The organism is Streptosporangium sp. NPDC023963, from assembly GCF_040639135.1.
In the GTDB taxonomy this organism is placed as follows: Bacteria; Actinomycetota; Actinomycetes; order Streptosporangiales; family Streptosporangiaceae; genus Streptosporangium.
Genome location: NZ_JBEZZK010000015.1, coordinates 131,178 through 157,577 on the forward strand (window position 1 = coordinate 131,178; position 26,400 = coordinate 157,577).

The following is a 26,400-nucleotide window of genomic DNA, read 5'->3' on the forward strand; positions in this document are numbered from 1 at the left end:
ATTCGGGGGGAGGCCGTCCCCGCAGTTGGGCACCGGGATCGAGATCCCCGCCGGGCAGCGCGGACAGACGTGTCGGCCGGGCACTCCACGGCCCCGCTCCGTCAGGTCTTCTCCAGGTACTCGGCGCGCTCGTCCGCCAGGAGCCTGTCGATCTCCGCGCGGAGCACGGGATGCCCCGCCAGCTCGGGGTCGGCCTCCAGCATGGTCTCGGCGTCCAGGCGCGCGGCGTGGATGACGTCCTCGTCGCGAAGGAGCCTGAGCATCTTCAGCGACGATCTGCGCCCCGACTGGGCCACACCGAGCACATCACCCTCCCTGCGCTGCTCCAGGTCGACACGGGACAGCTCGAAGCCGTCCAGGGTGGCCGCCACGGCGTCTAGCCGCGCCCTCGCCGGCGTGCCCCCCGGGGAGTCGGTCACCAGCAGGCACAGCCCGGGCAGCCCGCCGCGCCCGACCCGGCCGCGGAGCTGGTGGAGCTGGGAGACGCCGAACCGGTCGGCGTCCATGATGACCATGACCGAGGAGTTGGGGACGTCGACGCCGACCTCGATGACCGTGGTCGCCACCAGCACGTCGATCTCCCCCCGGGTGAAGGCCCTCATCACCGCGTCCTTCTCCTCCGGCGGGAGCTTGCCGTGGAGCACCCCCGTACGGAGGCCGTGCAACGGCCCCTGCGCGAGCGTCTCGGCCACGTCGAGCACCGCCAGCGGCGGCCTGCGCTCGTCGTCGGCCTTCGACATGTCGCCCTCGTCGCCCTCCAGGTCACCGATGCGCGGGCACACGATGTAGGCCTGGCGGCCCAGCTCGATCTCCTCGCGCAGCCGCGTCCAGGCCCGGTCGAGGAAGTGCGGCTTCTCCGCGGCGGGGACCACGTGCGTGGTGATCGGGGCACGACCCGAGGGCAGCTGGGAGAGCGTGGAGACCGTGAGGTCGCCGAAGACCGTCATGGCGACGGTGCGGGGGATGGGCGTGGCGGTCATGACGAGCACGTGCGGGCGGCCGCCCCCGGCCTTCTCGCGGAGCGCGTCGCGCTGCTCGACGCCGAACCGGTGCTGCTCGTCGACCACGACCAGGCCGAGGTCGGCGAACTGGACGCGCTCCTGCAGGACCGCGTGGGTGCCGACGACGATGCCCGCCGAGCCCGAGGCCGCGTCGAGCATGGCCGAGCGGCGGGCCGCGGCGCCCAGCGAGCCGGTCAGCAGGGCGACCGCGGTGCCGCCGAACATGCCGCCGGCGGCCAGGTCGCCGAGCATGGCCGAGATCGACCTGTGGTGCTGCTGGGCGAGCACCTCGGTGGGGGCCAGCAGCACGGCCTGTCCCCCGGCGTCGACCACCTGGAGCATCGCCCGCAGCGCGACGACGGTCTTGCCCGCGCCGACCTCGCCCTGGAGCAGCCGGTGCATGGGGTGGGGCAGCGCCAGGTCCGCCGCGATCTCCTCGCCCACGTCGCGCTGCCCCTCGGTGAGCTCGAACGGCAGCCGCCCGTCGAAGTCGGCGAGCAGCCCGCCGGAGATCGCGGGCCGGGGCGTGGCGGGCCAGGAGGCCGCGGCCATGCGGCGCTGCAGCAGCACCGCCTGGAGCAGGAACGCCTCGTCGAACCTGAGCCGCTTGCGCGCCCTGGCCACGTCGGCGTGGTCGCGGGGGCGGTGGATCGCCAGCAGCGCCTCCGACAGGCCGGGGAGCCGGTGCCGGGCGCGCAGCTCGGCGGGAAGCGAGTCGTCGAGCTCGCCCATCGTGTCGAGGACGACGCCCAGCGCCCTGCGGATGGCCCAGGGCGTCACGTCCTTGCCCGCCGGGTAGATCGGCACGAGCGCGGCGGCGAACTCCTCGGCGCCCGTCTCGCTCTCCTCGATCATCTCGAACTCGGGGTGGGAGAGCTGCCACTTGCGTTTCTCGCCCTGGCCGAAGGCGCCGACCTTCCCGGCGAACATGCCGCGCCTGCCCGGCTTCAGCCGCGTCTCCGCGATGTGGGACGTCTTCCCGAAGAACGACAGGTAGATCTTGCTGCCCCTGCCGTCGACGATCTCGACCTCCAGCCAGGTGCCGCCCTTGTTGCGCATCGGCCTGCGCATCGCCCTGGTGACCTCGCCCACCACGGTCACGTGGTCGTCGACCCGCAGGTCGTCGAGGTCGGTCAGCTCGCCCCGCTCGGCGTAGCGCCGCGGGTAGTGCCGCAGCAGGTCGCCGACGGTGCGCAGGTCGAGAACGCTCTCCAGCAGCTTGGCCGTCTTGGGGTCAAGCGCCTTCGCCAGCGGCTCGTCGAAGCTCGTCACCCCCGTTTTCTACCGTGCCCGGGCGACAGATTTCACCGGCCACGGCGTATCCGGCCGCCCGGCACCGGCTCACTCCACGCCGATCAGCAGCGGGTAGCCGCCCTGCCCGCCCTCGTACGTGACCACCTCGACGTCCGGCCTGGTCCCGGCCAGATGGTCCTGTACGGCGCGTGCGAGTCCCTCGGGGGCGTCTGCGCCCTCCAGGAGGGTCACCAGCTCGCTGCTGGAGGAGACCATGCGGCGTACGACCTCCAGCGCGGTCGCCGCCAGATCCGTGCCGATCAGCGCGGCGTCACCGTCGACCACCCCCAGGACGTCGCCGGGGGCGGTCAGGCCCGCGCTCGTCATGACCTCGCGGTCGGCCACCCACACGTGCCCGTGGCGGGTGTGCGCGGCGGCCTCGGTCATGGCCACCACGTCGTCGTCGAAGCGGCGCAGCGGGTCGTGGACGGCCAGCGCCGCCAGGCCCTGCACCGAGGCCCTGGTCGGGATGACGCCGACCACCAGGCCCTCCTCCCTCGCGATCTCCGCGGCGGCGGCCGCGACCTCGCGCGTGTCGCTGTCGTTGGGCAGGACCACGACCTCGGACCCCGCCTCGCGGACGGCGGCGAGCACCGCCGCCAGCGGAGGGCTGGAGCCGGGCTCGCGCCGGACGACCACGGCTCCCGCCTCCTCGAACACCGCCGCCAGCGCGGGCCCCGCGGCCACGGCCACCACCCCCCGCCCCCGCGCGACCGGATGGGTCCTGCCCGAGGCGACCAGGTACGTCACCTTGATCCGGTGCGGGCGGCCCCGCCTCATCGCCGCCTCGATCGCCGCGCCCGCGTCGTCCACGTGGACGTGGACGTTCCACAGGCCGTCGCCCCCCACGACCACCAGCGAGTCGCCCAGCGCGTCGAGCTCCCCGCGCAGCGCGGCGACCTGCTCCTCGTCGGCGTCCAGCAGGTACATGACCTCGTAGCCGGGCCCCTCCCCGCTCTCCCGGGCCTCCAGGGGGGTCTCCGGGACGATCCGGTGTGCCGGGGCGGGGATGTCCACCCGGCCGGTGTAGGAGTCGGTGACGACGGCGGCGAGGCTCTCCAGGATGATCGTCAGGCCCGCCCCGCCCGCGTCGACCACCCCGCCGCGGGCCAGCACGTCGAGCTGCCCCGTGGTGCGGCGGAGCGCGGAGCGCGCCTCCCCCGCCGCCCTCCTCGCGACCGAGGCGAGGTCCTCCCGCCCGTCGCGCACCACCGAGGCCACGGCCGCCAGGACGCTCAGGATCGTGCCCTCGACCGGCCTTGACACCGCGGCGCGGGCCAGCTCGGCGGCTCTGACCAGGCCCCGCCCGAGATCGGCGCCGCGCCCCTCGGCCTCCCTGAGCACCTCGGCGAGGCCGCGCAGCGCCTGGCTGACGATCACTCCCGAGTTGCCGCGGGCGCCGAGCAGCGCCCCCTGCGCGAACGCCCGCCAGGTGGCCTCGGCCCCGGCGTCGTCGGGCAGCCCGTCGAGCGCCTCGGCGGCGGAGAGCATGGTCAGGTGCAGGTTGGTGCCGGTGTCGCCGTCGGGCACGGGGAAGACGTTGAGCGCGTCGATCTCCTCGCGCGCCCTCCCCAGCGTCTCGGCGGCCAGCCGCGACCACCTGCGCACCGCGAGCGGGTCGAGAACCTGCAGCATCCCTGATTCCTGCCCTCCTGCTTCCCGGCTCCCGCTCGCGCCCGCCGGACGCCCTCACCGGCCTCCGGGCGTCTCCCGGTCGATCTCCGGCCTCGCTCCCCCGCGCGACTCTCCGGAGAGACCCGCCGTGGCGTGTCCCGGAATGCGCTACGGTTGCCTCCGGAGATTATCCCCGTTCGACCGTTCACGGCGGCTCGCGTTCGCGTGCAGGGCCGGACATCGGATATCCTCGTGTGGCCAGCCGGTCGTCCCGGCGTGCCCGATGACCGCCGCCAGTGCGGCGGATCGAGCCTCTCGACTGATATAAGGAGCGAACCGTGGCTTCCGTCTGCGACGTTTGCGCTAAGAAGCCGACCTTCGGCAACAACGTCTCCCACTCGCACCGCCGCACCCGCCGCCGCTGGAACCCGAACATCCAGCCCGTGCGCGCAGTGGTGAACGGCACGCCGAAGCGGCTGAACGTGTGCACCTCCTGCATCAAGGCCGGCAAGGTCACCCGCTAGCCAGACCTCCGCGAAGCCCGCCGTCCCACGCGATGGGGCGGCGGGCTTCGCCGTTCCCGAGGGTCTCCGCCCCTTTCCGGAGACACGGTTCCGGAGACACCGCTCAGGAGAGCCTCGTTCGGGAGACGCGGCTCGGGAGACGCGATGGAGACGCGGTGGAGACGCGGCTCAGGAGACGCGCAGGCGCCAGGCGTGGTCGACGGGGCCGATGCCCGCCCCCAGGGGGAAGCCGTGCGCGATCGCGCCGGTGACGTACGCCTTCGCCTTCTCCACGGCGGGCGGTACGTCCTCTCCGAGGGCGAGGTGGGAGGCGATCGCGGAGGCCAGGGTGCAGCCCGTGCCGTGGGTGTGCCGGTTGTCGTGGCGTTCCGCAGTGAAACGGAACTCGCGCGTGCCGTCGGTCAGCAGGTCGACCGGGGCACCCGGCAGGTGGCCTCCCTTGACGAGCGCCCACGCGGGCCCGAGTTCCAGGATCGCGTCGGCGGCCCGGCGCAGGTCGGTCTCGTCCTCGACCTTCACCCCGGTGAGCTGCAGGACCTCCCACAGGTTGGGGGTGACCACCGTGGCGGTGGGCAGCAGGCGCGTCTTCACCGTCTCCACCGCCTCGGGGGCGAGGAGCGCGTCGCCGTGCTTGGAGACCCCGACGGGATCGACCACGACGGGCACGTCCAGCCCCGCCAGGACCCCGGCCACCGTCTCCACCAGTACCGGTGAGGCGAGCATGCCGGTCTTGACCGCCTGGGCCCCGATGTCACCGAGCACCGAGTCGAGCTGGGCCCGTACCGCCTCCGGGGGAAGCTCCCAGTAGCCCTGTACGCCGACCGAGTTCTGGGCGGTCACCGCGGCGATCACGCTCATGCCGTGCACGCCGAGGGCGAGCATGGTCTTCAGGTCGGCCTGGACTCCCGCGCCGCCTCCGGAGTCGGAGCCGGCGACGGTCAGCACGCGAGGGGGGGTCGAAACGGTCATGTTCCCCATCCAACCAGCCCCGCTCCGGCCCGCGAAGCGCTCCCCCGGCTTCCCGCCGTTCCCGTAGGCCGGATTGCCCGCCCCGCTCACGGACGCCGGGTCACCCGCCCCGCTCCCGTAGGCCGGGTCACCTACCCCGCTCCCGCAGGCCGAAACGGCCACCGGGTCAGGCGACGGCGCATTCTCCCTGGTCGCTCCGGCAGCTCTGCGGGATCTCCGCGTCACCGCTCGCGGTGAAGGTGACGACGAGTTCCTCATCGACCTCCAGGCCCTCCGGTGACTCGATCAGCAGGCTGTCGCCGGCCTGCTCCCAGTCGGCTCCGCTCACCGAGGTGACCTCCCCGCTGACCGGCACGCTCACCTGGAGGTACTCGACGCTCTCGTTCGCGGCGACCACGAGCTCGACGGTGTAGGTGCGCGACCTCTCCTGCACGATGTCCGCGCCGACCGTGATCGCGGCGCCCCCGGCGAGCGGGGCCGCGCTGGAGGCCGTCTCGCTGGGCACCGGGTCGGGCCCGGGGCTGCTGCTCGGGGGCGGCTCGGGAGCCGGCGTCCGCTCACTGACGATGAGGGGCTCGGGGGTGGAGGTGGGCTCGTCGGCGGACTCCTCGGAGGTCGACGACTCGTCGGTGTCCACCGGCGCGCGGGTGGCCTTCCGCGTCGGTGTGGGCCGGGGGGTGGAGGTGCCCTCGCCTCCGCCGCGGGTGGAGGTGCGGTCGGGGGCCGGGGTGGACCTCGTCCTCTGGTCACCCGGCCGCGGCGTCTCGTCGCCCGTCTCCTCCGAGGGCTCGTCGTCCGGCGCCGGCTCCTCCGAGGGGTCCTCCGCCGCGGGCTCGTCGGAGGTGTCGGCCTCCGGCACCGGCTGGTTCGACGCCGCCGCGACGCAACCGGCGGGCGGGCAGCCGGCGGGGCTCTCGGAGCCGGCCAGGGCCCGGACGCCGACCACGGTCCCGCCGAGCACCACGGCCACCGCGGCGACGACCAGCACCGTCTTCCTGATCCGCCCTCCGGGCCGCTCCTCGTCCTCGGGCCACGGGTCGAACGGGGTGGACTCCTTGGACGAGTCGGGCAGCTCGGACTCCGAGCTCCATCCCGACCCCAGGAAACCCGTCCGGGTCTCGGTGGTCACCGACTCCTCGGGACGGAGCCGGCGCCCGATCGGCTCGTCCTCCCGACCTGGTTCCGGAGCGAACTCCGGCTCGCGTTTACCCCGGTTCGGGGAAGCCTCTTCCCCGGTTCCACCGTGGCGGCCCATATGGCCCCTTTCTCGAAGGGAATCTCGACCGCCCATCTTCATACCAGTTAGGTAAACGTTTGTCGCAATTTTCACAGATGTCGCAGGAAGTGGTAAGGATCACTCCCGGAAGTGATCCCAGCCTCCGCGGTCGAGCGAAAGGCCCTTGACCTGCACGCCTTCCCCTTCGATGACGTGACCCGCCACGATCCAGCCCTCCGGGAGCCGTACGTGGGCCGGGAAGGTCGCGGCGAGGGCGTGGTCCTCGCCGCCGGAGAACACCCACTCCAGCGGATCGGCGCCGAGCAGCCGGGCGGCCTCCCGCATCGCCGGCGGGAGGGTGAACGCCTCCGGGTCCAGGACGATCGCGACCCCGGCCGCCGTGGCCACGTGGCCGAGATCCTGCAGCAGGCCGTCGCTCACGTCGAGCATGGCCGTCGCGCCGAGCCCGGCGGCCTCCGGGCCGCGCGCGTAGGGAGGGCACGGGCGGCGGTGGGCGTCGATCAGCTCCACCGGCCCGGGCAGGCCCGCGCGAAGAAGCGCGAGACCGGCGGCGGCGTGCCCGAGACGGCCCGAGACGGCGACCACGTCGCCCGGGCGGGCTCCCGACCGCGTGACGGGTGCCCGGCCGCCCAGGTCGCCCAGGGCGGTGACGGCGACCACGACGAGGTCGCTGCGGGTGACGTCGCCGCCCGCCACGCTGGCTCCGACGAGGTCGCACTCGTCACGGAAGCCGTCGGTGAGGTCGTCCAGCCAGCCGGTGGTGGCGTCGGCGGGTATCCCGAGGCCGACCACGAGGCCGGTGGGGTCGGCCCCCATCGCCACGACGTCGGAGAGGTTCTGCGCCGCGGCCTTGCGGCCGATGTCGTAGCCACTGGACCAATCGCGCCGGAAGTGCCTACCCTCAATCAACAGGTCAGTCGTCACGACGACCCGCCCGTCGGGAGCGCTCACCACCGCGGCGTCGTCACCGGGGCCGAGCAATACGGTCCTACCTTGTGGCAAACGTCCGGCAATACGTGCAACAACCCCGAATTCGCCGAGATCTCCGACTGTGATGACACACCTCCTGTTCATCACAGGGTACGGTGGCCCTTCGGCACTGATCCAATCGCCCGGGAGGTCGTTATGGTGCAGGCCTATATCCTCATCCAGACCGAGGTCGGCAAGGCCGCGAACGTGGCTTCGGCGATCTCCGGCATCTCGGGTGTCACGCAGGCCGAGGACGTCACGGGACCGTACGACGTGATCGTGCGCGCCGAGGCCCGCAACGTCGACGAGCTGGGCAAGCTCGTGGTGGCGCAGATCCAGGGTGTGGAGGGGATCACGCGTACGCTGACGTGTCCCATCGTCCACATCTGAGCACACGTCTGAGCCCGCGTCCGGGTCCGCGTGTGAGTTCGTGCCCGGACTCACACGCGGGTCCTCGAATCCGCATCCGATCGTCTGGAACGTGACATGTCACTGCGGTTCGCCCGCCTGCCGGGGTGCGCCTGCGCCCTGCTGATCCTGGTGGGGTGCGGCGGCGCCGTCCGGGTCGAGCCGCCGGTCCCCGAGGCGCCCGCCGCCGCCGCGTGCCGGACGCTCGCCGAGCGGCTTCCGGCGGAACTCGACGGCGCGGGCCGGACGGAGTCCACTCCCGCCTCCCCCTACGTCGCCGTGTGGGGGGAGGCCCGCATCGCCCTGCGCTGCGGGGTGCCGCGACCGGTGACGATGTCGCCGACCGACCAGGTGCCAGAGATCGACGGGGTGGCGTGGTACGCCGACCCGGCCAGGCCGACGCTGTTCACCGCGATCGGCAGGGAGGCCTACGTCGAGGTGACGATCGCGCGGGAGCACATCCCGCAGAACGTGCTGGTCGCTCTCGCGGCCCCCATCAAGAGCGCCCTACCGCAGACCGGGTGAGCGTCCGAGCGCGAGCTGGATCAGCCGGTCGACCAGCTCGGCGTAGGGCACCCCGGTGGCGGCCCACAGCTGTGGCGCCACCGACATCGCGGTGAAGCCCGGCATGGTGTTGATCTCGTTGACGATCAGCCGGCCGTCGGGGGTGTAGAAGAAGTCGACCCGTGACAGGCCCTCGCAGCCCAGCGCCTCGAAGGCGCGGACGGCCATCGCCCGCAGTTCCTCGGCCGTCTCCTGGGGGATGTCGGCGGGCACGGACAGGGACATGTCGCTGCCGATGTACTTGGCCTCGAAGTCGAAGAACTCGTGGTCGCCGTGGACCAGCACCTCGCCGGGCAGGCTGGCCCTGGGCGCCTCGTCGCCCGGCGACTCCAGCACCGCGCACTCGATCTCGCGGCCCGTGACGGCGGCCTCGACCAGCACCTTGGGGTCGTGCTCGCGGGCGAACTCGATGGCCCGCTCCAGCTCCTCCAGGGTGGCGGCCTTGGAGATGCCCTGGCTGGACCCGGCGCGCGCGGGCTTGACGAAGACCGGCCAGCCGAGCTCCTGGACCTCCTTGAGGACCCGGCCGCGGTCGGTCCGCCAGTCGCGGTCGCGGATCACGACGTACGGGCCGACGGGCAGGCCGGCGGCGGCGAGGACCAGCTTCATGTACGCCTTGTCCATGCCGACCGAGCTGGCCAGCACCCCGGAGCCGACGTAGCGGACGCCGGCCATCTCCAGCAGTCCCTGGATCGTGCCGTCCTCGGCGAAGGGGCCGTGCATCACGGGGAAGACGACGTCGACCTGGCCGAGCTCGACGGGGATGCTGCCGGGGTCGTACGCCACCAGCGAGCCGCCACCGGAGGCCAGCGCCAGCGACGCGCCCACCGCGTCGACGGCGGGCAGTTCACCGCTCTCGATCTCGTAGCGTTGCTCCCCCGAGGCGAGCACCCACCGGCCGTCCGTGGCGATCCCGATGGGGATCACCTCGTACTTGGATCTGTCGATGGCCCCCAGCACGCTTCCCGCCCCGAGAATGGAGACGGCGTGCTCGGAATTGCGACCGCCGAAGACGACGGCGACCCTCGGTAGAGGTTCGTGCTGCTCACTCATGATGACCGAATGTACCCCCTGTTAGGGGGCAATCCGGCTGTTAGACGCGCCTACCTACCCGATGCGGGTAGTGAGTCGAGGGCCTGGGTGACGTCCATGATGAGATCCTCGGCGTCCTCCAGCCCGATGGAGAACCTGACCGCCGCCGCGTCGATCCCCGATTCGTCCCCGGGCCGCCGGTGGACGGCCGAGGCCACGTGCGCGGCCTTGGTGCGGGTTCCTCCGGCGGAGGTGGCGATCGAGACGAGCTTGAGCGCGTCGGCCAGGGCCACTCCCGCGTCGTGGCCGCCGCGCGGGGTGATCGTCACGCAGGCGCCGTACCTCGTACCCTCGGGACCGGAGTCGAACAGGTGCCTGGCGAGCTGGTGGCCGGGGTGTCCCGGCAGCCCGGGGTAGTCGACCCGGCGTACGGCGGGGTGCTTGGCCACGGCCGCGGCGAAGACCATCGCGGTGGAGCACATCCGGCGGACCCGCAGCGGCAGGGTCTCCAGCCCCCGGCGGAGCAGGAACGCGTCGTCGGGAGAGAGAGTGCCCCCGGTGTCGATCCTGACCTCGCGCAGCTGGGCGATCAGGTCGGGGCGGCCGACCGCCACGCCCCCGGCGCAGTCGTCGTGGCCGCCGAGATACTTGGTCGCGGAGTGGATCACCAGGTCGGCGCCGTGCTCGAGGGGGCGGCACACGATCGGGGTGGCGAAGGTCGAGTCGACCACCAGCAGCGCCCCCGCGGCGCGGGCGATCCGGTAGAGGCCCCGGATGTCGGAGACGGCCATGGTGGGGTCGGACAGCGTCTCCGCGTAGATGATCTTCGTGTTGGGTTTGATCGCCGCCTGCACCCTGGCCAGCTCGCCGTAGCCGACGAAGTCGGCGCCGACCCCGAACCTGGCCAGCACGTTCGTGATCAGCGAGTGGGTCCCGCCGTACAGCGGGGTGGGGGCCACGATGTGCGCGCCCGCGCGCAGGAACGTCATCAGGACGGCGTTGACGGCGGCCATCCCCGAGGCGAACGCCTGCCCCGCCACGTCCTCGGGCGCCGCGGCGCCCTCCAGGGAGGCCACCGCCGCGGCGAAGGCCGCGGTGGTGGGGTTGTCGATCCGGCCGTAGGCGTAGCCGGAGCCCTTCTCGTCGAACGTCTCGGCGTACTCGGCCGAGTCGCCGAAGCCCCACGCGGAACTGCGCCACACGGGAAGGCCGAGAGGGGGCTGCCTGGGCGTCTCGGGAGCGGGCAGGTGCACCGACCGGGTGTTCTCGCCCTTGCGCCTACGCATCCGTCTGTTCATCGACCACGCTGTCCGTTCACAGGCCGTATCGTTCCGCCTTGGGAGTCCTCGACATCAGGAGCACCCCGGCCTCGCTGGGGGGCATCGCGTCGTGGACGACGGCCACCACCACCTCGGTGATCGGCATCTCCACGTCGTGCTTTCTGGCCAGTTCGAGCACCGACTCGCAGGATTTGACCCCTTCGGCGGTCTGTTTCGTCGCGGCGATGACCTCGTTCAGCGTCATACCTCGCCCGAGATTCTCCCCGAAAGTACGGTTCCGCGACAATGGGGATATGCAGGTCGCCACAAGATCGCCCATCCCCGCGAGGCCCGCGAAGGTGTGCGGGTCCGCGCCCAGCACCGCGCCCAGCCGGGAGATCTCGGCCAGCCCGCGCGTCATCAGCATCGCCCCGACGTTGTCGCCGAGTCCCATCCCCGCCGAGATGCCGACCGCCAGGGCGATCACGTTCTTGACGGCCCCGCCGAGCTCGACCCCGATGACGTCGGGGTTGGTGTACGGGCGGAACCAGGGCGGCAGGTAGCAGGCCGCCTGGAGGCGTTCCATCGCCCGCTCGTCCGTGCAGGCGACCACGGCGGCGGCCGGCTGGCCCCGGACGATCTCACCGGCCAGGTTGGGCCCCGACACCACCGCGACCCGCTCCTGGGGTACCTCGGCGACCTCGCAGATCACCTCGCTCATCCGCTTGGTGGTGCCCAGCTCGATGCCCTTCATCAGGCTGACCAGCACCGCGTCGGGCGGCAGGTGCGGCTTCCAGCGGGTCAGGTTCTCCCTCAGGGTCTGGGAGGGCACCGCGAGCACCACGAAGTCGGCGCCTTCGAGGGCCTCGACGGGGTCGGTGGTGGCGCGCAGCGTCTCGGGCAGCACCACGCCCGGCAGGTAGTCGGGGTTCTCGTGCCTCCGGTCGATCGCCTCGACGACCTCCGGCTTGCGTCCCCACAGCGTCGTCCGGGTGCCCGCCCCGGCGAGGATCATGCCGAAGGTCGTCCCCCACGAGCCCGTGCCGAACACGGCTGCCTTGGTCATCGGTTCTCCTCGGGCATGGGGATTCCCGCCTCCGGGCGGGGAAGGCGACGCGGTGCGGTGCCGCGTCCGGCCACGGCGACGGCCGGGACGCCGCGGGTGTGATCGGCGCCGTCCTCTCCGCCTGGCCGGCGGAGAATAGGCGAGACGCCTGTGGAACTGGTGTGGAACCTCAAGGGATTTCTCCTGGCGGGCGACCGGCGGTGAATCGGGAACTCTCACGGGCGACCGTGGGAACCCCCTCCCTTCGGGGAGGGGAGGATGTCAACACCGTACGCCGAAGTCAGTTGTCCGACGGTCGCTTGAACGGCGTCTCGGGTGCCTTCTCCCCGCGGATCTCGGCCAGCTGGGCCGTGATGGCCGCCATGATGTCGGCGGTCGCCTCGCGCAGGACCTCGGCCGAGACCGGCTGTCCCTCGTGGCCCGCGTACTTCGACAGGTCGACCGGCGGTCCCGTCTGCACGCGGAAGGTCTTGCGCGGCAGCAGGCGGGGTCTCCTGGCGCCGTACGGCAGGATCTCCTGGGCTCCCCAGTGGGCGACGGGGATCACCGTCGCGCCGGTGGCCAGCGCGAGCCTGGCCGCGCCGGTCTTGCCCTCCATCGGCCAGAAGCCCGGGTCGCGGGTGCAGGTGCCCTCCGGGTAGAACATCACGCACGCCCCGGCGGCGAGCCGGCGCCGCGACTCCTCCAGCGAGCGCGCCGCGTCGGTGCTTCCCCGGTAGACCGGGATGGCCTGCAGCGCCCTCACCAGGGGGCCGATCAGCGGCACCGAGAAGAGACCCGACTTGGCGAGGATCACCGGCCAGCGGCCGTGGTTGTAGAGGAAGTGCGCGACGAGGATGGGGTCCAGCCACGACAGGTGGTTGGTCACCATGATGATCCCGCCCGTCCTGGGCAGACGGTCGCTGCGACGCCAGTCCTTCTTGACCAGGAGCCACGAGATCGGCTTGACGATCGTGACGGCGAAGGCCACCCAGAATCGCGAAGGCCATCCGGGGCGTCTCATGGGTTCCTCCATATGAGCGGGATGCGCCCCAAGTCTCCCGGTTGGCTCCGGGGGATGTCGAGGCGGGATGCTTAAGGCTATGTCTGCTTCGGAGAGCTCCGGCTGGACCCTCGTCGTCCCGGTCAAGACGCTGGTCGCCGCCAAGACCCGCCTGTCGGCCGCGGCGGGCCCGCACCGGGCCGCGCTGGCCGTGGCGATCGCCTGCGACACCGTCGAGGCGGCGCTGAGCTGCGCGCTCGTCGCGCGGGTGGTCGTGGTGACCGGCGACCCGGTGGCCGCGAAGGCTCTCGGCGAGGTCGGCGCGCACGTGGTCGGCGACCCGGAGGAGGGGCTGAACGCCGCCCTGCGGCACGGCGCCCGCGAGGCGGTGCGCCTGGCGCCCGGCGACCCCGTCGGCGCCCTCCAGGCCGACCTCCCCGCCCTCCGCCCGGCGGAGCTGGCCCGCGTGCTGGCCGCCGCCGCGGAGTTCGGCCAGATGTTCCTGCCCGACGCCGCCGAGATCGGCACGACCTTCTACGGCGTACGGCCGGGGGTGCCGTTCACGCCGGGGTTCGGCGGCGAGTCCCGGGACCGGCACCTGCGGCGCGGCGCCAAGGAGCTCTGCGTGGAGGGAGTGGAGTCGGTCCGCCACGACGTGGACACCCCTGACGATCTGCGCCTGGCGCTGACCCTCGGCGTCGGCCCCCGCACGCTGGCGATGGCGAGAAAGATCTCGGCGCCGGGCCCGGGCGGAGGGCGGGACCCGGAGGACGGGGACGGCGCGCGGGAGACGGACCGCGAATGAGACGCGGGCGGCGGGCGCGGGACGGGCGCCCGGACGGGAGTTAGGCTGGGCGGGTGCAGGCGACGGTGCGGAACTTCGACCCGGCGACCCGGTCGGGGTCGGTCTTCCTGGACGACGGGACCGAGATCCCGTTCGAGGCGGCGGCTTTCGACGCGGGGCCGCTGCGGCTGCTCAGGTCCGGCCAGCGGGTCAACCTCGTCATGGACGGCGACGACGTCACCTACGTCACCCTCTCGACCTTCCCCGTTCCCGGGTGACCGGGTAAGACGCCCCGTTCCCGGACAGGCGGCCCCGGACGGCGCCGGGCACGCCCCGGGGAGATCCTCGGGTGAGCGGCCTCGCCGGGCGAAGACGCCGGGAAAGCCGGACGCCCGGCCTCCCGTCGTGGGAGTCCGGGCGCCTGTGCCCGAGGCCTACCGCTTCTTGGACGCCTTCTTGCCGCCGGTGTTGACGAGTTCCTTGAAGTCGGAGCCCGGCCGGAACTTCGGCCCCCAGCTCTCGGCGACGCGAATCTCGGCCCCCGTCGAGGGGTTGCGGGCGGTGCGGGCCGGCTTGTGCACCATCTCGAAAGCACCGAACCCCGTGATCGAGACCTTGTCGCCGTTCGCGACGGCGGTCTGGATGGCGTCGAGCACCGCGTTCACGGCCTCGGTGGCCGTCTTCTTGTCGCCCACCCGATCCGCGATGGCGTCGACGAGTTCCTTTTTGTTCATAAGGTTGCTCCCCCTGCTTACCGATGTCCGGGAGTGGGTCACGAGGCAGAAAACCCGTCTCACCCGATTTGTCACGGCGAGGGGTCTCATCACAGATCTCTCATCAACGATCACGATGAGAAACCCCTTGCCCGCTTGAAATTAGGGGACGGAGCCGTATGACTCAATCACCTTCCGCAATGTTTCCAGTGCTTGGCGTATCTGAAACCACGACATCAATGCTGAGAAGGAACAAATCAAGACGCCCGGCGGCGTGTTCGAGGTCGCGTTTGGCCAAATCGCAGATGGCCAGAAGGCGCCGCGCGAGACGTTTTTTCTCCTCGTCGGGCACGGGCAGGGACCGGACGCGGCGGTGCGCCTCGCGCAACCGCCACGCCAGCTCGTGTTCTGAACTCGTCAGACGGTCGTCGGCAGCCATGGCTGCCGACCATTCTCGTATGCCCCTATGGCGTCGGCGTTGCGCAGGGTCAGCCCGATGTCGTCCAGGCCCTCCGTGAGCCGCCAGCGCGTGTAGTCGTCGATCTCGAACGCGGCGACCTCGCCGCCCCAGCGGACCTGGCGTTCTCCCAGGTCGACGGTGATCTCCAGCGTGGGATCCGCCTCCACCGCGGTCTGCAGGGCCTCGACGATCTCGCTCGGCAGGACGACCGGGAGCAGACCCATCTTGGTGGAGTTATTACGGAAGATATCCCCGAACCGGGCCGCGATCACGACGCGGAAACCGTACTGCTGCAGCGCCCAGACCGCGTGCTCGCGGGAGGAGCCGGTGCCGAAGTCGGGTCCGGCGAGCAGGATCGTGGCGCCCTCGTGGGCGGGGTTGTTCAGGACGAAGCCGGGGTCCTCGCGCCAGGCGGAGAACAGCCCCTTCTCGAAACCGGTCCGGCTGACCTGCTTGAGCCAGACGGCGGGGATGATCTGGTCGGTGTCGACGTTGCTGCGGCGCAGCGGCACGGCCCGGCCGGTGTGGGTGACGAACGCTTCCATCGCGAGGACTCCTTACAGGTCGGCGGGCGCGGTGAGTTTGCCGGTGACGGCGGTCGCGGCGGCGACCTGGGGGGACACGAGGTGCGTACGGCCGCCCTTGCCCTGGCGTCCCTCGAAGTTGCGGTTGGAGGTCGAGGCGCTGCGCTCGCCGGGGGCGAGGGTGTCGGGGTTCATGCCCAGGCACATGGAACAGCCCGCCTCGCGCCATTCGGCGCCCGCGTTCCTGAAGACCTCGTGCAGCCCCTCCTGCTCGGCCTGGAGCTTGACCAGCATCGAGCCGGGCACGATCAGCGTGCGCGTGACGACCTGGCGCCCGCGCAGCACGTCGGCCACGGCACGCAGGTCCTCCAGACGCCCGTTGGTGCAGGAGCCCACGAAGACCGTGTCGACCTGGACCTCGCGGAGCGGGGTGCCCGCGGTCAGGCCCATGTACTCCAGGGCGCGGGCGGCGGCGGCCGGGTCGTCGGTGTCCTCGGGGCGCGGCACGGACGTCCCCAGCGGGGCGCCCTGGCCAGGGTTGGTGCCCCAGGTGACGAACGGGGTGAGCGTCGCGGCGTCGATCTCCACGACGGTGTCGAAGACGGCGTCCTCGTCGGTCACCAGCGACTTCCAGTACGCGACCGCGGCGTCCCAGTCGGCGCCGGACGGCGCGTGGGGGCGGCCCTTGAGGTATTCGAAGGTGGTCTCGTCCGGGGCGATCAGGCCCGCGCGGGCGCCCGCCTCGATGGACATGTTGCAGACGGTCATCCGGCCCTCCATGGAGAGCTTGCGGATGGCCTCGCCGCGGTACTCGACGATGTATCCCTGGCCGCCGCCGGTACCGATCTTGGCGATGATCGCCAGGATCAGGTCCTTGGCCGTGACGCCGGGCGGCAGCTCGCCGGAGACCTCGATGGCCATCGTCTTCGGCCGGTAGGCGGGCAGCGTCTGGGTGGCCAGCACGTGCTCGACCTCGGAGGTGCCGATGCCGAACGCGATGCCGCCGAAGGCGCCGTGGGTGGAGGTGTGAGAATCACCACACACGATCGTCATGCCGGGCTGGGTGAGACCGAACTGCGGGCCGATGATGTGGACCACGCCCTGGCCCGCGTCGCCCATCGGATACAGCCGGACGCCGAACTCCGCGCAGTTCTTGCGCAGCGTCTCGACCTGCACCCGCGACACCGGGTCGGCGATGGGACCGCGTACGGTCGGGACGTTGTGGTCCTCGGTGGCGACGGTGAGCTCGGGCCGCCGGATGGGCCTGTCGGCCAGGCGCAGGCCGTCGAACGCCTGCGGGCTCGTGACCTCGTGGATGAGGTGCAGGTCGATGTAGAGCAGGTCGGGCTCTCCTTCGGCACGTCGCACGACGTGCTGCTCCCATACCTTCTCCGCGAGCGTGCGGCCCATGTCGCCTCCTTGCGATCGGCTGTCCCACTCCCACTTGCTTTCTCATATGTCGAGACGGCAGTATCGGTGTATGGACAACTCTAGCGGAGTCGGCGTACTCGACAAGGCCGTCCTCGTGCTCAATGCCCTCGAAGCAGGCCCGGCGTCCCTCGCACAGCTCGTTCAGGCCACCGGCCTGGCACGGCCCACGGCCCATCGGCTGGCCGTCGCGCTGGAACATCACCGGATCGTCTCCCGCGACACACAGGGCCGGTTCGTGCTGGGCCCACGCCTGTCCGAGTTGTCCACGGCCGCCGGCGAGGACCGGCTGCTGGCCGTCGCCTCCCCGATCCTCACCCAGCTCAGGGACCTGACCGGGGAAAGCGCGCAACTTTACCGTCGCCAGGGTGACGAGCGGGTCTGCGTGGCCGCCGCCGAACGCGCCAGCGGGCTGCGCGACACCGTGCCGGTCGGCTCGGCGCTGCCGATGCTCGCCGGTTCCGCGGCGCAGATCCTGCTCGCCTGGGAGGAGCCCGACCGCCTGCACCGGGGCCTGCGCGGGGCCAAGTTCACCGCGGCCACGCTGGCGAGCGTGCGGCGCAGGGGCTGGGCGCACAGCGTCGGTGAGCGCGAGCAGGGCGTGGCCAGCGTCTCGGCGCCGATCAGGGGCGCGGGCGGCAAGGTGGTCGCCGCGGTGTCGGTCTCCGGCCCGATCGAGCGCCTGACCCGCACCCCCGGCCGCCTCCACGCCGCCCCCGTGGTCACCGCCGCCGAGCGGATCACCGAATCGATGCGCCGCGCCAACTGAGGACCGGCCCCGGCCGAGGACCGGCCCCGGCCTGGGCCGGTCCTCGGCCGGCCGACGGCGAGCGGCCGCGCCGCGGCGACCGGCGGCGAACCGGAGAACCGCACCGGCCGCCGGCGGGCGGACCGCGGCATCGGAGGACCACCCGGCCGGTGACGAGCGGGCCGCCGGGCCGGACGGCGGTACCGGACCTCGGCGGCCGGATCACCTGGCCGAAGGGCCGCGCCGTCGACATCGGCCGACCTGAGGGCGATATGAGGAGGCGAGCACCCCTGCGGCCCCCTAGGCTGGGAAGGTGACAGATCGCATCGAGGCAGCCGCGGCTGAACTGCGTCCCCTGCTCCAAAACTTCATCCTCTGGGCGCGTGAGAACGCGCCCGGCAGCGATTCCAATCTGGTCGGCTCTGTCGCGCTGTGGCACCGCCTGATCGCCTCCGACGACGTCGGCCGGTGGAAGCAGTCCGACCTGCGCACGGTGCTCCTCGATCGGATGCCACAGGTCGTCGAGGACCCCGACGCCGCCGCCGACGGCATGGTGCCCGCGATCCGCGCCTACCTGACCTTCCTGTCGGAGTCCGACCGCCTGGCCAAGGGCTCCGCCTCGCTGGACGATCTGCTCGCCGAGCTCGACCGCCTCGAGGACGACTTCGTCGACGCCATGGAGGACCTCGTCGTCGAGGACGACGAGGACGAGGAGTACGACGAGGAGGAGTCCGAAGGGCTCGGCGACTTCGAGCCGTTCGCCGACGAGCTCTCCGAGCTGCCGACGATCCGGCTCCGCCCGGACAGCGAGCTGGCCGCGGCCACCCGCGGGGCGACCCTGATCGCCAAGGCCCGCGACCTCGCGGTCTGGGTCGGGTCCGAGCGCCGGGTGGGCGAGACGAGCCTGCTCGACGACACCGAGATCGTCGAGGCCCTGGCGGTCCTGGGGCTTCCGGTCCCCGAGAAGGACGGCGCGTCGCTGGCCGACTCCGTCCCCGCCCTCTGGAACATCTGGAACCTCGCGATCGACCTCGACTTCCTCCAGCCCGAGGGGGAGGACACCGTCAGCGTCGACGCCGACACCGCGGAGTGGCCCTTCGAGGAGGACGACGACGCCCTCGACGCGTGGATGGCGGGCCTGCACTCCATCGACTACGGCGACCCCGAGCTGGAGGACGAGGAGGCCACGATCGCCCTGTCCGGGCTGACCAGGGCGCTGCTGGTCCGGGTGCTGCTGGCCACGGGTTCGAAGCCGCTGGCCGAGCTCCGCACCGAGCTGGCCGAGGCCGCCGCCGAGTACGACGACCTGGGCGCCGATGCCTGGGCCGCCGCCACCGCGCAGTACGGCGACCCGCTCAACCCCGTGCTCGACTGGCTGGCCGGATACGGCATGGTCGAGGTCGAGCACGACCAGGTGCGGCTGACGCCGCTCGGCATGGAGGGCGTGGTCCACCTCGCGGACGACGCCGACATCGAGCTGGACGCCCGGCCCGCCATCGACGCGATGACGGCCCTCGACCTGCTCTCCTTCGGCGCCGAGCTTCCCGAGGAGGAGGCGGACGCCGAGTTCGCGGCCTGGATGGAGCTGCGCGCCCCCGAGCAGGCCGCCAGGGACCTGCTGGAGGCCGCCGCCGAGGACGACGCGGACGCGCTGATCCGGGTCCAGGCGGCCAGCATGGTCGGCTCGCTCGGCGACGTGGCCGTGCCCGCGTGGCGGGAGGCCCTCGACGAGCCGTCCCTGCGCCCGTACGCGGCCACCCACCTGGCCCAGCTGGGCGTCGAGGACGCTCCCACGCCCACCCAGGCCGACACCCACTGGCTGATCCTCGACATGCTGACCATCTCCGCCGGCCTCGGCCGCCCGGAGTTCGTCAGCAGCCTCGACGACATCGGCAACGTGCCGAATCTGGTCAGCCTGCTCGAGGTGATCTGGAAGGTGCCGCACCCGCACCTCGAGGAGCTGCTGGAGGCGATCGGCAAGGCCCACCCCGACAAGCAGGTGGGCAAGGCCGCCAAGCGGGCCCTGTTCAAGGCCCGTTCGGGGCAGAACTAGCCGTCCGGTCCCGCTCCGGAGCCCGGGCGACCGGCTCCGGGGCGGGCCCGGGCCGTCCCGGGCCCTACCGGGGACGAGCCGGGGACGGCCGGAGGCGGCAGAGAGAGGCCCGGGGACACCGGGAAACGGCCGGGGGACGGACCGGGGACGGATCAGCCCAGCGGGAAGACGGCGCAGGTCGTGGTGGCGTGGGCGTACAGCTTGCCGTTGCCCTCACCCACGATCCGCGCCTCCGAGGTGGCGACGGTCCGGCCGACGTGCAGGGTCCTGGCCTCGCAGCGCAGCGGCCCGGTGTTCGCGTGGACCGGCCGGACCATGTTCACCCCGAGCTGGACGGTCGTGTACGCCTTACCGGGTGGCAGCTCTGTCATGATCGCGCACCCGAGGGCCGAGTCGAGCAGGGTGGCGAGATAGCCGCCGTGCACGCTTCCCAGCGGGTTGTAGAGGTGCTCGCCGGTCTCACCCACGAAGACCGCCAGGCCGCGCTCGACGTGGGTTATCCGGAAACCGAGCGTGCCCGCGATCGGCGGCGGCGGGATGCGGCCGTCGACCAGCCGTTCCAGGAACTCCAGGCCCGACAGTTCCGCCAGGTCGGCGGGGAGCGCCGGTGGCGTCCACGAGTGGGTCCGCGAGATCGTCGGCTGGGTCTGAGGGGTCGTCGACATGGGCTCCACCATCGTGAGGGGTCGTACCCGGATACGGATCACGTACCCTGCACGGTATTTGATCGCCTGCCCGCCGGGGAGGGCGGTCCGCGCGGAAACGCGAGGGCGGAGACAGGTGGTGGGATCCGGAACGGGAGCGCGGGAATCTCGAGGAACCCGGAAATGCGAAAACCCCGGAAGCGATCGCTTCCGGGGTTCGCGATGTAGCCCCGACCGGATTCGAACCGGCGCTACCGCCTTGAGAGGGCGGCGTCCTAGGCCACTAGACGACGGAGCCTTGCGAGCGACAGTGGTAGTCCCGACCGGATTCGAACCGGCGCTACCGCCTTGAGAGGGCGGCGTCCTGGGCCACTAGACGACGGGACCCTACACACTGTCATCAGATTCGGAGGGGACCGAATCTGCGGCATCTTCCTGAGAAGATGCAGCTGGGGTACCAGGACTCGAACCTAGAACAACTGAACCAGAATCAGCCGTGTTGCCAATTACACCATACCCCACCGCGCTGGACCCCCTTGCGGGACTCGCTGGCGACTCCGAAAGAATAGCCCAGGTTGGGGGTCAAGACCAAAACGATTGCCGTCAGCCGAATCGCGGTATCACCGGGCTGCCGCCACGAAGGTCCCCTGTGTAACGCTGCTGGAGAGATCCAGCCGCATGTGAGGAGTTCCCACCTTGACCGACAACCCGTTCTTCACCCCCAGCGAGCTGCCCTACGGGCTGCCGCCGTTCGCCCTGGTCAGGGAGGAGCACTACCTTCCCGCCTTCGAGCGCGGCATGGCCGACCAGCTGCGTGAGGTGCGGGAGATCATCGACAACCCGGAGCCCGCGACGTTCGCCAACACGATCGAGGCCCTGGAGCGCTCGGGGCGGATCCTCAAGCGGACCGTCACCGTTTTCTCCAGCGTCTCCGCCTCCGACGCGACCGACGGCATCCGGGAGATCGAGACCCAGGTCTCCCCCGAACTGACCCAGCACGCCGACGCCATCCGCCTGGACCGCTCCCTGTACGCCCGGATCAAGCAGGTGACCACCGACGACGCCGACGAGGCGTGGCTGCTGGAGAAATACCGCGTCGACTTCGTCAGGGCCGGGGCCGACCTGTCCGAGACCGACCAGGAGCGCCTCAGGGAGCTCAACGAGGAGCTGACCAGGCTAGCCACCACCTTCTCCCAGAACCTGCTGGCGGCCTCCAGCGCCTCCGCGCTGGTCGTCGAGGACGTCAGGCTGCTGGACGGGCTCCCCGAGAGCACGATCAAGGCGATCGAGAAGGACGGCTCGTACGTCCTGGCGCTGTTCAACCACACCAACCAGCCCGCCCTGGCGGAGCTGACCGACAGGGAGACCCGCAGGAGGCTGTACGAGCTGTCCACGGGCCGGGCCCCGGAGAACTTCGAGCTGGCGGCCAGGATGGCGACGCTCCGCGCCGAGCGGGCGGCGCTGCTCGGCTACCCCAGCCACGCCGCCTACTCCGTCGCCGACCAGACGGCCAAGACCACCGACGCCGTCGAGGAGATGCTCGGCAAGCTGGTGGGCCCGGCGGTGGCCAACGCCCGCCGGGAGGCCGAGGCGCTGAGCGAGCAGGCCGGTTTCCCCATCGAGCCGTGGGACTGGTCCTTCTACGCGGAGCGGGTGCGCAAGGCCCGGTACGACTTCGACGGCGCCGACCTGCGCCCGTACTTCGAACTGGACCGGGTGCTGCGCGACGGGGTCTTCCACGCGGCGGGCGAGCTGTACGGGGTCACCTTCTCCGAGCGGGACGACCTGGCCGGGTACCACCCGGACGTGCGGGTCTTCGAGGTGTTCGACGCCGACGGCTCGCCGCTCGGGCTGTTCCTGTTCGACGCGTACGCCCGGCCCACCAAGCGCGGCGGCGCCTGGATGAACAACCTGGTCGACCAGTCGCACCTGTTCGACGAGCGGCCCGTGGTGATGAACAACCTCAACATCACCAAGCCCGCCGAGGGGCCGACGCTGCTCACGTTCGACGAGGTCAACACCGCCTTCCACGAGTTCGGCCACGCCCTGCACGGCCTGTTCTCCGACGTGCGCTTCCCCCGGGTCTCCGGGACGGCGGTGCCGCGCGACTTCGTGGAGTACCCCTCTCAGGTCAACGAGATGTGGGCCACCTGGCCGTCGATCCTCGCCAACTTCGCCAGGCATCACGAGACCGGCGAGCCCGTGCCCGCGGAGCTCCTGGAGAAGATGAGGGCCGCCGAGAAGTTCAACCAGGGCTTCGCCACCGTCGAGTACCTCGCGGCGGCGCTGCTCGACTGGTCCTGGCACAAGCTGGCGGCGGGCGATCCCATCAGGACCGCCGCGGACGCCGAGGCGTTCGAGAAGGCCGCCCTGGAGCGCGCGGGGATCGCCTTCGACCTGGTCCGGCCCCGCTACCGGACCAACTACTTCGCGCACATCTTCTTCAGCGGGGTGGGCGGCTACAGCGCCGGCTACTACTCGTACATCTGGAGCGAGGTGCTCGACGCCGAGAGCGTCGACTGGTTCGAGGAGAACGGCGGCCTCGGGCGCGGGAACGGCGACCACTTCCGCTCCACCCTGCTGTCGGTGGGCGGCTCGCGGGACGTGATGGACGCCTTCCGCGACTTCCGCGGGCGCGACCCGCGCATCGAGCCCCTGCTGAAGCGCCGCGGCCTGCTGGTCTAGCCGCCCGGAGCCGTCCTTCGGGGCGGCCTCTCCAGGCGTACGACGCCGCGTACGACGCCGCGTTGGCCGGAGCTCTCCGAAAAATCCTCGAGGAGTTCCGGGAGGGGGCTTCGAGGGGCTTCGAAGAGCCCTCCAAGGGCCCTCGAAGGGCCCTCGAAGGCACGGCCTGCCGGTGTATGCCTCGGCCCACCGCCGGGGTGCGGTTTCCCGCACCCCGGCCGGGGACGCAGATCCAATGCGCCGGGAGGCGGCCGGAAGGCATTGTGGACGCCATGAGACGACCATGGAACAGGACGGGTGCCGCGCTCGTCACCGGCCTGGCCGGAGCCCTGCTGCTGGGAACGACGGTCCCCGCGACGGCACAGGCACGGCAGGAGGAAGGCCGTGACGCGCGCCGGGCCGCCCCCGTCGCGGCCTCCCCCACCTCCCCCGCCGCCTCTGCCTCCTCTGCCTCTCCGGCCGGAACCGGCGGGGATGTGACGGTGCGTACCGACGCCGGGTGGGTGAAGGGCGTGCGGGCCGGCGGCCACCGGCTCTTCCAGGGCATCCCGTACGCCGCGCCGCCGGTCGGGGAGCTGCGCTGGCGGTCGCCGCAGGCCGTCGCCCCGTGGCAGGGGGTGCGCGACGCCGGCGCGCCCGGCAGCCGGTGCGCGCAGGTCGCCGACAAGTGGGGGCTGCCGGGGAGCGAGGCGGAGGACTGCCTCTACCTCGACGTGACCGTGCCCGCGCGCAGCGGCGGGAACCGTCCCAAGCCGGTCATGGTGTGGCTGCACGGCGGGGGCCTGATGAGGGGCGCGGGCAGCGACTACGACGCCCGCAGGCTGGCCGAGCGGGGCGACGTCGTGGTGGTGAAGGTCAACTACCGGCTGGGGATCTTCGGATTCTTCGGCCATCCCGGGCTGGAGAACTCCGGGGCCTTCGGGATCGAGGACCAGCAGGCGGCGCTGCGCTGGGTGCGGCGCAACGCGGCGGCGTTCGGCGGCGACCCGCGCAACGTCACCCTGGCCGGCGAGTCCGCGGGGTCGCACTCGGTGTGCGCGCAGCTCACCTCCCCCTCGGCGGCGGGGCTGTTCCACCGGGCGATCGCCCAGAGCAGCCCGTGCCAGGCGGGGAGCTTCGAGGGCACCCCGCTGAAGCCGATCCTGAAGGTGCCCCTGTGGCTGCCCAAGGCCTCCCACGAGGGCTACGGGCAGTATTTCGCCACCCTGGTGGGGTGCACCGACCCGGAGGCCGCGCTCGCCTGCCTGTACGACAAGCCGGTGGCCGACCTGCTCGCCCACGACTCCCTCCCGCTGCCGGGGTACGGCAACGCGGTGCTGCCCGAGGATCCGGCGAAGGTGCTCCAGGAGGGCCGCTTCCACCGGGTGCCGGTGCTGACGGGCATCACCCGGGACGAGGGCACCTTGTTCGCTCCGGCGCTCTTCAAGGAGCCGCTGACGGCGGAGGACTACGAGCGTAAGGTCAACGACGAGTTCGGCGCCGCGGGGCCCGAGGTCCTGGCCCGGTACCCGGTGGGCACCCACGACGGCCCGCCCCTCCAGGCGGTGGCGGCCATCATGAGCGACCTGGACTGGGCCTGGCAGGCGCGCGACACCGACCTGCTGCTCGCCCGGCACGTGCCGACCTACTCCTACGAGTTCACCGACCGCACGGCGCCCCCGCTCTTCCCGCTGGACCACGGGGTCAGGCCGCTCGCCGCGCACGGTTCCGAGCTGTCGTTCCTGTTCGGGGTCGGCTGGGAGTCCGCGCCGCTCACCCCCGCGCAGCGGCGGCTCGGGGACACGATGATCGACTACTGGTCGAGGTTCGCCGCCACCGGCGACCCGAACCGGCCGGGCCTGCCCGCCTGGAAGCGCGTGCGCCCCGCCGGCGGCACGCCGTACGTGCAGGAGCTGTCCCCGGGGAGGGACGGTGTCAAGCCCTTCGACCGCGCCTCGGCCCACAACCTCGCCTTCTGGGACGAGCTCGCCGGGCGGGGGACGGAGGCCGGGCAGGCGGCGAAGACCGAATAGGGCACGGAGACCGGTCAGGCCCGGTCGGCCGCCCCGGGTCCGGGGCGGCCGACCGGGCCTGAGCCCGGTTTCGATCCGTGAGGCCCGGTCAGGCCTGGAGCTTCGCGAGGGCGGCACGGAGGCGCTCGGCGGAGCGCTCGCGGCCGAGGACCTCGATCGACTCGAACAGCGGCAGGCCCACGGTCCGGCCGGTGACGGCCACGCGCACGGGGGCCTGGGCCTTGCCGAGCTTGAGACCGTGTTCCAGGCCGACCTCCTCCAGGGCGGTCTTCAGCGATTCGGGGTCCATGTCGACCGTCTCCAGGCGGGCGAGATAGCCGGTGAGGATCTCCACGGCGGAGTTCTTCATCGCCTTGTCCCACGACGCCTGGTCGAAGACGGGCTCGTCCAGGAAGAGGAAGTCGACGTTCGCCGTGATCTCGGACAGGACCGCGATGCGGGTCTGGGCGAGCTCGGCGACCTTGGCGAAGGTCGCGCGGTCCCAGCCGGGCTCCAGCCACGGCTCGCAGCGGGCGGCGAACTCCTCCAGGGGCAGCGCCCGGATGTACTCGCCGTTGAACGCGCGGAGCTTCTTCTCGTCGAAGAACGCCGGGGAGGGGTTGACGTCCGCCAGCTTGAACAGCGGCACCATCTCCGGCCAGGGCATGATCTCCCGGTCGTCGCCGGGGCCCCAGCCGAGCAGCATCAGGTAGTTGACCATCGCCTCGGCCAGGTAGCCCTCCTCACGGTAGGACTCCAGGGCGACCTTGTCGCGGCGCTTGGACAGCTTCTGGCGCTTCTCGTTGACGATCACCGGCACGTGCGCCCAGGTGGGCGGGGCGACGCCGAGCGCCTCCCAGAGCAGCTGCTGCTTGGGCGTGTTGGACAGGTGCTCCTCGGCCCGGACCACGTGGCTGATCCGCATCTCGACGTCGTCGACGACGTTGGCCAGCACGAACAGCGGGGAGCCGTCGCCGCGCGCGACGACGAAGTCCTCCATCGCGTTGTTGGGGAACTCGACGGTGCCGCGGACCAGGTCCTGGACCACGGTGACGCCCTCGTCCGGGGTGCGGAAGCGGATCGCGCCCTCGGTCAGGCCGCGGTCGCGGCAGAAGCCGTCGTAGCCCTGGTGCTCGGAGCCGGTGCGCGCCTTCACCTCGTCACGGGTGCACGTGCAGTAGTAGGCCCGGCCGCCGGCGACGAGCCCGGCCACGGCCTCGCGGTGCTGCTTCTCGTACGACGACTGGAAGTAGGGGCCCTCGAAGATCGGGCTGTCCTCGTGGATGCCGATCCAGGCGAGCGCCGAGATGATGCCCTCGGTCCATTCGGGCCGGTTGCGCGCGGCGTCGGTGTCCTCGATGCGCAGCACGAACTTCCCGCCGGCCTGCTCGGCCAGGGCCCAGTTGAACAGCGCGGAGCGGGCGCCGCCGACATGGAACATGCCGGTCGGCG

General features: G+C 71.9%; 24 protein-coding genes and 3 tRNA genes. 9 read left to right on the forward strand and 18 right to left on the reverse strand.

Features of this window, described 5'->3' with window-relative positions; translation table 11 throughout:
* Positions 1 to 101 precede the first annotated feature (101 nt).
* On the reverse strand, positions 102 to 2,273 hold the full coding sequence (gene recG, locus AB0F88_RS33880) for an ATP-dependent DNA helicase RecG (RefSeq protein WP_362693630.1): 2,172 nt from the start codon (positions 2,271 to 2,273) through the stop codon (positions 102 to 104).
* Positions 2,274 to 2,342: 69 nt separating this feature from the next.
* A complete protein-coding gene (locus tag AB0F88_RS33885) occupies positions 2,343 to 3,929 on the reverse strand; it encodes a DAK2 domain-containing protein (RefSeq protein WP_362693633.1) in 1,587 nt (528 codons plus the stop codon).
* Between the two features lie 317 nt (positions 3,930 to 4,246).
* Between AB0F88_RS33885 and rpmB the strand changes: the two genes are divergently transcribed.
* A complete protein-coding gene (gene rpmB, locus AB0F88_RS33890) occupies positions 4,247 to 4,432 on the forward strand; it encodes a 50S ribosomal protein L28 (protein ID WP_012894387.1) in 186 nt (61 codons plus the stop codon).
* A gap of 168 nt (positions 4,433 to 4,600) precedes the next feature.
* Here rpmB and thiD read toward each other — a convergent pair whose 3' ends face one another.
* The 3 genes from thiD to AB0F88_RS33905 all read right to left on the reverse strand — a co-directional run bounded on the left by thiD (position 4,601) and on the right by AB0F88_RS33905 (position 7,712).
* The gene (gene thiD, locus AB0F88_RS33895) at positions 4,601 to 5,410 is read right to left on the reverse strand and encodes a bifunctional hydroxymethylpyrimidine kinase/phosphomethylpyrimidine kinase (RefSeq protein ID WP_362693636.1); all 810 of its coding nucleotides are present in this window, start codon (positions 5,408 to 5,410) and stop codon (positions 4,601 to 4,603) included.
* Between the two features lie 157 nt (positions 5,411 to 5,567).
* Positions 5,568 to 6,530 (reverse strand): hypothetical protein, encoded by a 963-nt coding sequence (locus AB0F88_RS33900; protein WP_362693639.1) that lies wholly within the window; start codon positions 6,528 to 6,530, stop codon positions 5,568 to 5,570.
* A 225-nt stretch (positions 6,531 to 6,755) separates the two neighbouring features.
* Positions 6,756 to 7,712: a thiamine-phosphate kinase gene (locus tag AB0F88_RS33905; RefSeq protein WP_362693642.1), complete on the reverse strand. Its 957-nt coding sequence runs from the start codon at positions 7,710 to 7,712 to the stop codon at positions 6,756 to 6,758.
* A 51-nt stretch (positions 7,713 to 7,763) separates the two neighbouring features.
* On the opposite strand from AB0F88_RS33905, the gene AB0F88_RS33910 reads away from it, so the two are divergent.
* Both AB0F88_RS33910 and AB0F88_RS33915 read left to right on the forward strand, forming a co-directional pair.
* Positions 7,764 to 7,997: an Lrp/AsnC ligand binding domain-containing protein gene (locus tag AB0F88_RS33910; protein WP_344749082.1), complete on the forward strand. Its 234-nt coding sequence runs from the start codon at positions 7,764 to 7,766 to the stop codon at positions 7,995 to 7,997.
* A gap of 96 nt (positions 7,998 to 8,093) precedes the next feature.
* Positions 8,094 to 8,540, forward strand: a complete 447-nt coding sequence (locus tag AB0F88_RS33915; protein WP_362693646.1) for a DUF3515 domain-containing protein — start codon at positions 8,094 to 8,096, stop codon at positions 8,538 to 8,540.
* On the opposite strand, the gene AB0F88_RS33920 is transcribed toward AB0F88_RS33915, so the two are convergent.
* The 4 genes from AB0F88_RS33920 to AB0F88_RS33935 form a co-directional block, all read right to left on the reverse strand.
* Entirely contained in the window at positions 8,523 to 9,632 is a 1,110-nt protein-coding gene (locus AB0F88_RS33920; RefSeq protein WP_362693649.1) for a D-alanine--D-alanine ligase family protein, read from the reverse strand. The genes AB0F88_RS33915 and AB0F88_RS33920 overlap by 18 nt on opposite strands.
* A 50-nt stretch (positions 9,633 to 9,682) precedes the next feature.
* On the reverse strand, positions 9,683 to 10,897 hold the full coding sequence (locus AB0F88_RS33925; RefSeq protein WP_362693652.1) for an aminotransferase class I/II-fold pyridoxal phosphate-dependent enzyme: 1,215 nt from the start codon (positions 10,895 to 10,897) through the stop codon (positions 9,683 to 9,685).
* Between the two features lie 28 nt (positions 10,898 to 10,925).
* Positions 10,926 to 11,936 (reverse strand): NAD(P)H-dependent glycerol-3-phosphate dehydrogenase, encoded by a 1,011-nt coding sequence (locus tag AB0F88_RS33930; RefSeq protein WP_362693655.1) that lies wholly within the window; start codon positions 11,934 to 11,936, stop codon positions 10,926 to 10,928.
* 280 nt (positions 11,937 to 12,216) lie between these two features.
* Positions 12,217 to 12,939 (reverse strand): lysophospholipid acyltransferase family protein, encoded by a 723-nt coding sequence (locus AB0F88_RS33935; RefSeq protein WP_362693658.1) that lies wholly within the window; start codon positions 12,937 to 12,939, stop codon positions 12,217 to 12,219.
* A gap of 67 nt (positions 12,940 to 13,006) precedes the next feature.
* Between AB0F88_RS33935 and cofC the strand changes: the two genes are divergently transcribed.
* Together cofC and AB0F88_RS33945 are read left to right on the forward strand one after the other, a co-directional pair.
* Positions 13,007 to 13,723, forward strand: coding sequence for a 2-phospho-L-lactate guanylyltransferase (gene cofC / locus AB0F88_RS33940; RefSeq protein ID WP_362693661.1), 717 nt, complete (start codon positions 13,007 to 13,009; stop codon positions 13,721 to 13,723).
* 53 nt (positions 13,724 to 13,776) lie between these two features.
* Positions 13,777 to 13,980 carry a hypothetical protein gene (locus tag AB0F88_RS33945; protein ID WP_362693664.1) on the forward strand — a complete coding sequence of 68 codons (204 nt, stop codon included), beginning with the start codon at positions 13,777 to 13,779 and terminating at the stop codon, positions 13,978 to 13,980.
* Between the two features lie 156 nt (positions 13,981 to 14,136).
* Here AB0F88_RS33945 and AB0F88_RS33950 read toward each other — a convergent pair whose 3' ends face one another.
* From AB0F88_RS33950 to leuC, 4 genes are all read right to left on the reverse strand, one after another.
* Complete coding sequence (locus AB0F88_RS33950; protein WP_329085236.1) at positions 14,137 to 14,436, reverse strand: HU family DNA-binding protein; 300 nt, start codon at positions 14,434 to 14,436, stop codon at positions 14,137 to 14,139.
* Positions 14,437 to 14,599: 163 nt separating this feature from the next.
* Positions 14,600 to 14,854 (reverse strand): hypothetical protein, encoded by a 255-nt coding sequence (locus AB0F88_RS33955; protein WP_362693667.1) that lies wholly within the window; start codon positions 14,852 to 14,854, stop codon positions 14,600 to 14,602.
* Positions 14,833 to 15,420, reverse strand: coding sequence for a 3-isopropylmalate dehydratase small subunit (leuD, locus tag AB0F88_RS33960; RefSeq protein ID WP_362693670.1), 588 nt, complete (start codon positions 15,418 to 15,420; stop codon positions 14,833 to 14,835). Before leuD ends, AB0F88_RS33955 begins: the two co-directional genes overlap by 22 nt.
* 12 nt (positions 15,421 to 15,432) lie before the next feature.
* Positions 15,433 to 16,809, reverse strand: a complete 1,377-nt coding sequence (gene leuC / locus AB0F88_RS33965; protein ID WP_362693673.1) for a 3-isopropylmalate dehydratase large subunit — start codon at positions 16,807 to 16,809, stop codon at positions 15,433 to 15,435.
* A gap of 70 nt (positions 16,810 to 16,879) precedes the next feature.
* Between leuC and AB0F88_RS33970 the strand changes: the two genes are divergently transcribed.
* Complete coding sequence (locus AB0F88_RS33970; protein ID WP_350949369.1) at positions 16,880 to 17,596, forward strand: IclR family transcriptional regulator; 717 nt, start codon at positions 16,880 to 16,882, stop codon at positions 17,594 to 17,596.
* Positions 17,597 to 17,888: 292 nt separating this feature from the next.
* Complete coding sequence (locus tag AB0F88_RS33975; RefSeq protein WP_362693676.1) at positions 17,889 to 19,628, forward strand: hypothetical protein; 1,740 nt, start codon at positions 17,889 to 17,891, stop codon at positions 19,626 to 19,628.
* Between the two features lie 152 nt (positions 19,629 to 19,780).
* Here AB0F88_RS33975 and AB0F88_RS33980 read toward each other — a convergent pair whose 3' ends face one another.
* The 4 genes from AB0F88_RS33980 to AB0F88_RS33995 form a co-directional block, all read right to left on the reverse strand.
* Positions 19,781 to 20,293 carry a PaaI family thioesterase gene (locus AB0F88_RS33980; protein WP_362693679.1) on the reverse strand — a complete coding sequence of 171 codons (513 nt, stop codon included), beginning with the start codon at positions 20,291 to 20,293 and terminating at the stop codon, positions 19,781 to 19,783.
* Between the two features lie 204 nt (positions 20,294 to 20,497).
* Positions 20,498 to 20,570: transfer RNA gene (locus AB0F88_RS33985), tRNA-Glu, on the reverse strand.
* A 13-nt stretch (positions 20,571 to 20,583) separates the two neighbouring features.
* Positions 20,584 to 20,659: transfer RNA gene (locus AB0F88_RS33990), tRNA-Glu, on the reverse strand.
* A 62-nt stretch (positions 20,660 to 20,721) separates the two neighbouring features.
* Positions 20,722 to 20,793, reverse strand: a tRNA-Gln gene (locus tag AB0F88_RS33995).
* Between the two features lie 175 nt (positions 20,794 to 20,968).
* Here AB0F88_RS33995 and AB0F88_RS34000 point away from each other — a divergent pair.
* Together AB0F88_RS34000 and AB0F88_RS34005 are read left to right on the forward strand one after the other, a co-directional pair.
* On the forward strand, positions 20,969 to 22,957 hold the full coding sequence (locus tag AB0F88_RS34000) for a M3 family metallopeptidase (RefSeq protein WP_362693682.1): 1,989 nt from the start codon (positions 20,969 to 20,971) through the stop codon (positions 22,955 to 22,957).
* A gap of 272 nt (positions 22,958 to 23,229) precedes the next feature.
* Positions 23,230 to 24,969 (forward strand): carboxylesterase family protein, encoded by a 1,740-nt coding sequence (locus AB0F88_RS34005; protein ID WP_362693685.1) that lies wholly within the window; start codon positions 23,230 to 23,232, stop codon positions 24,967 to 24,969.
* Between the two features lie 88 nt (positions 24,970 to 25,057).
* Here AB0F88_RS34005 and gltX read toward each other — a convergent pair whose 3' ends face one another.
* The gene (gltX, locus tag AB0F88_RS34010) at positions 25,058 to 26,389 is read right to left on the reverse strand and encodes a glutamate--tRNA ligase (protein WP_362693887.1); all 1,332 of its coding nucleotides are present in this window, start codon (positions 26,387 to 26,389) and stop codon (positions 25,058 to 25,060) included.
* Between the last annotated feature and the right edge of the window lie 11 nt (positions 26,390 to 26,400).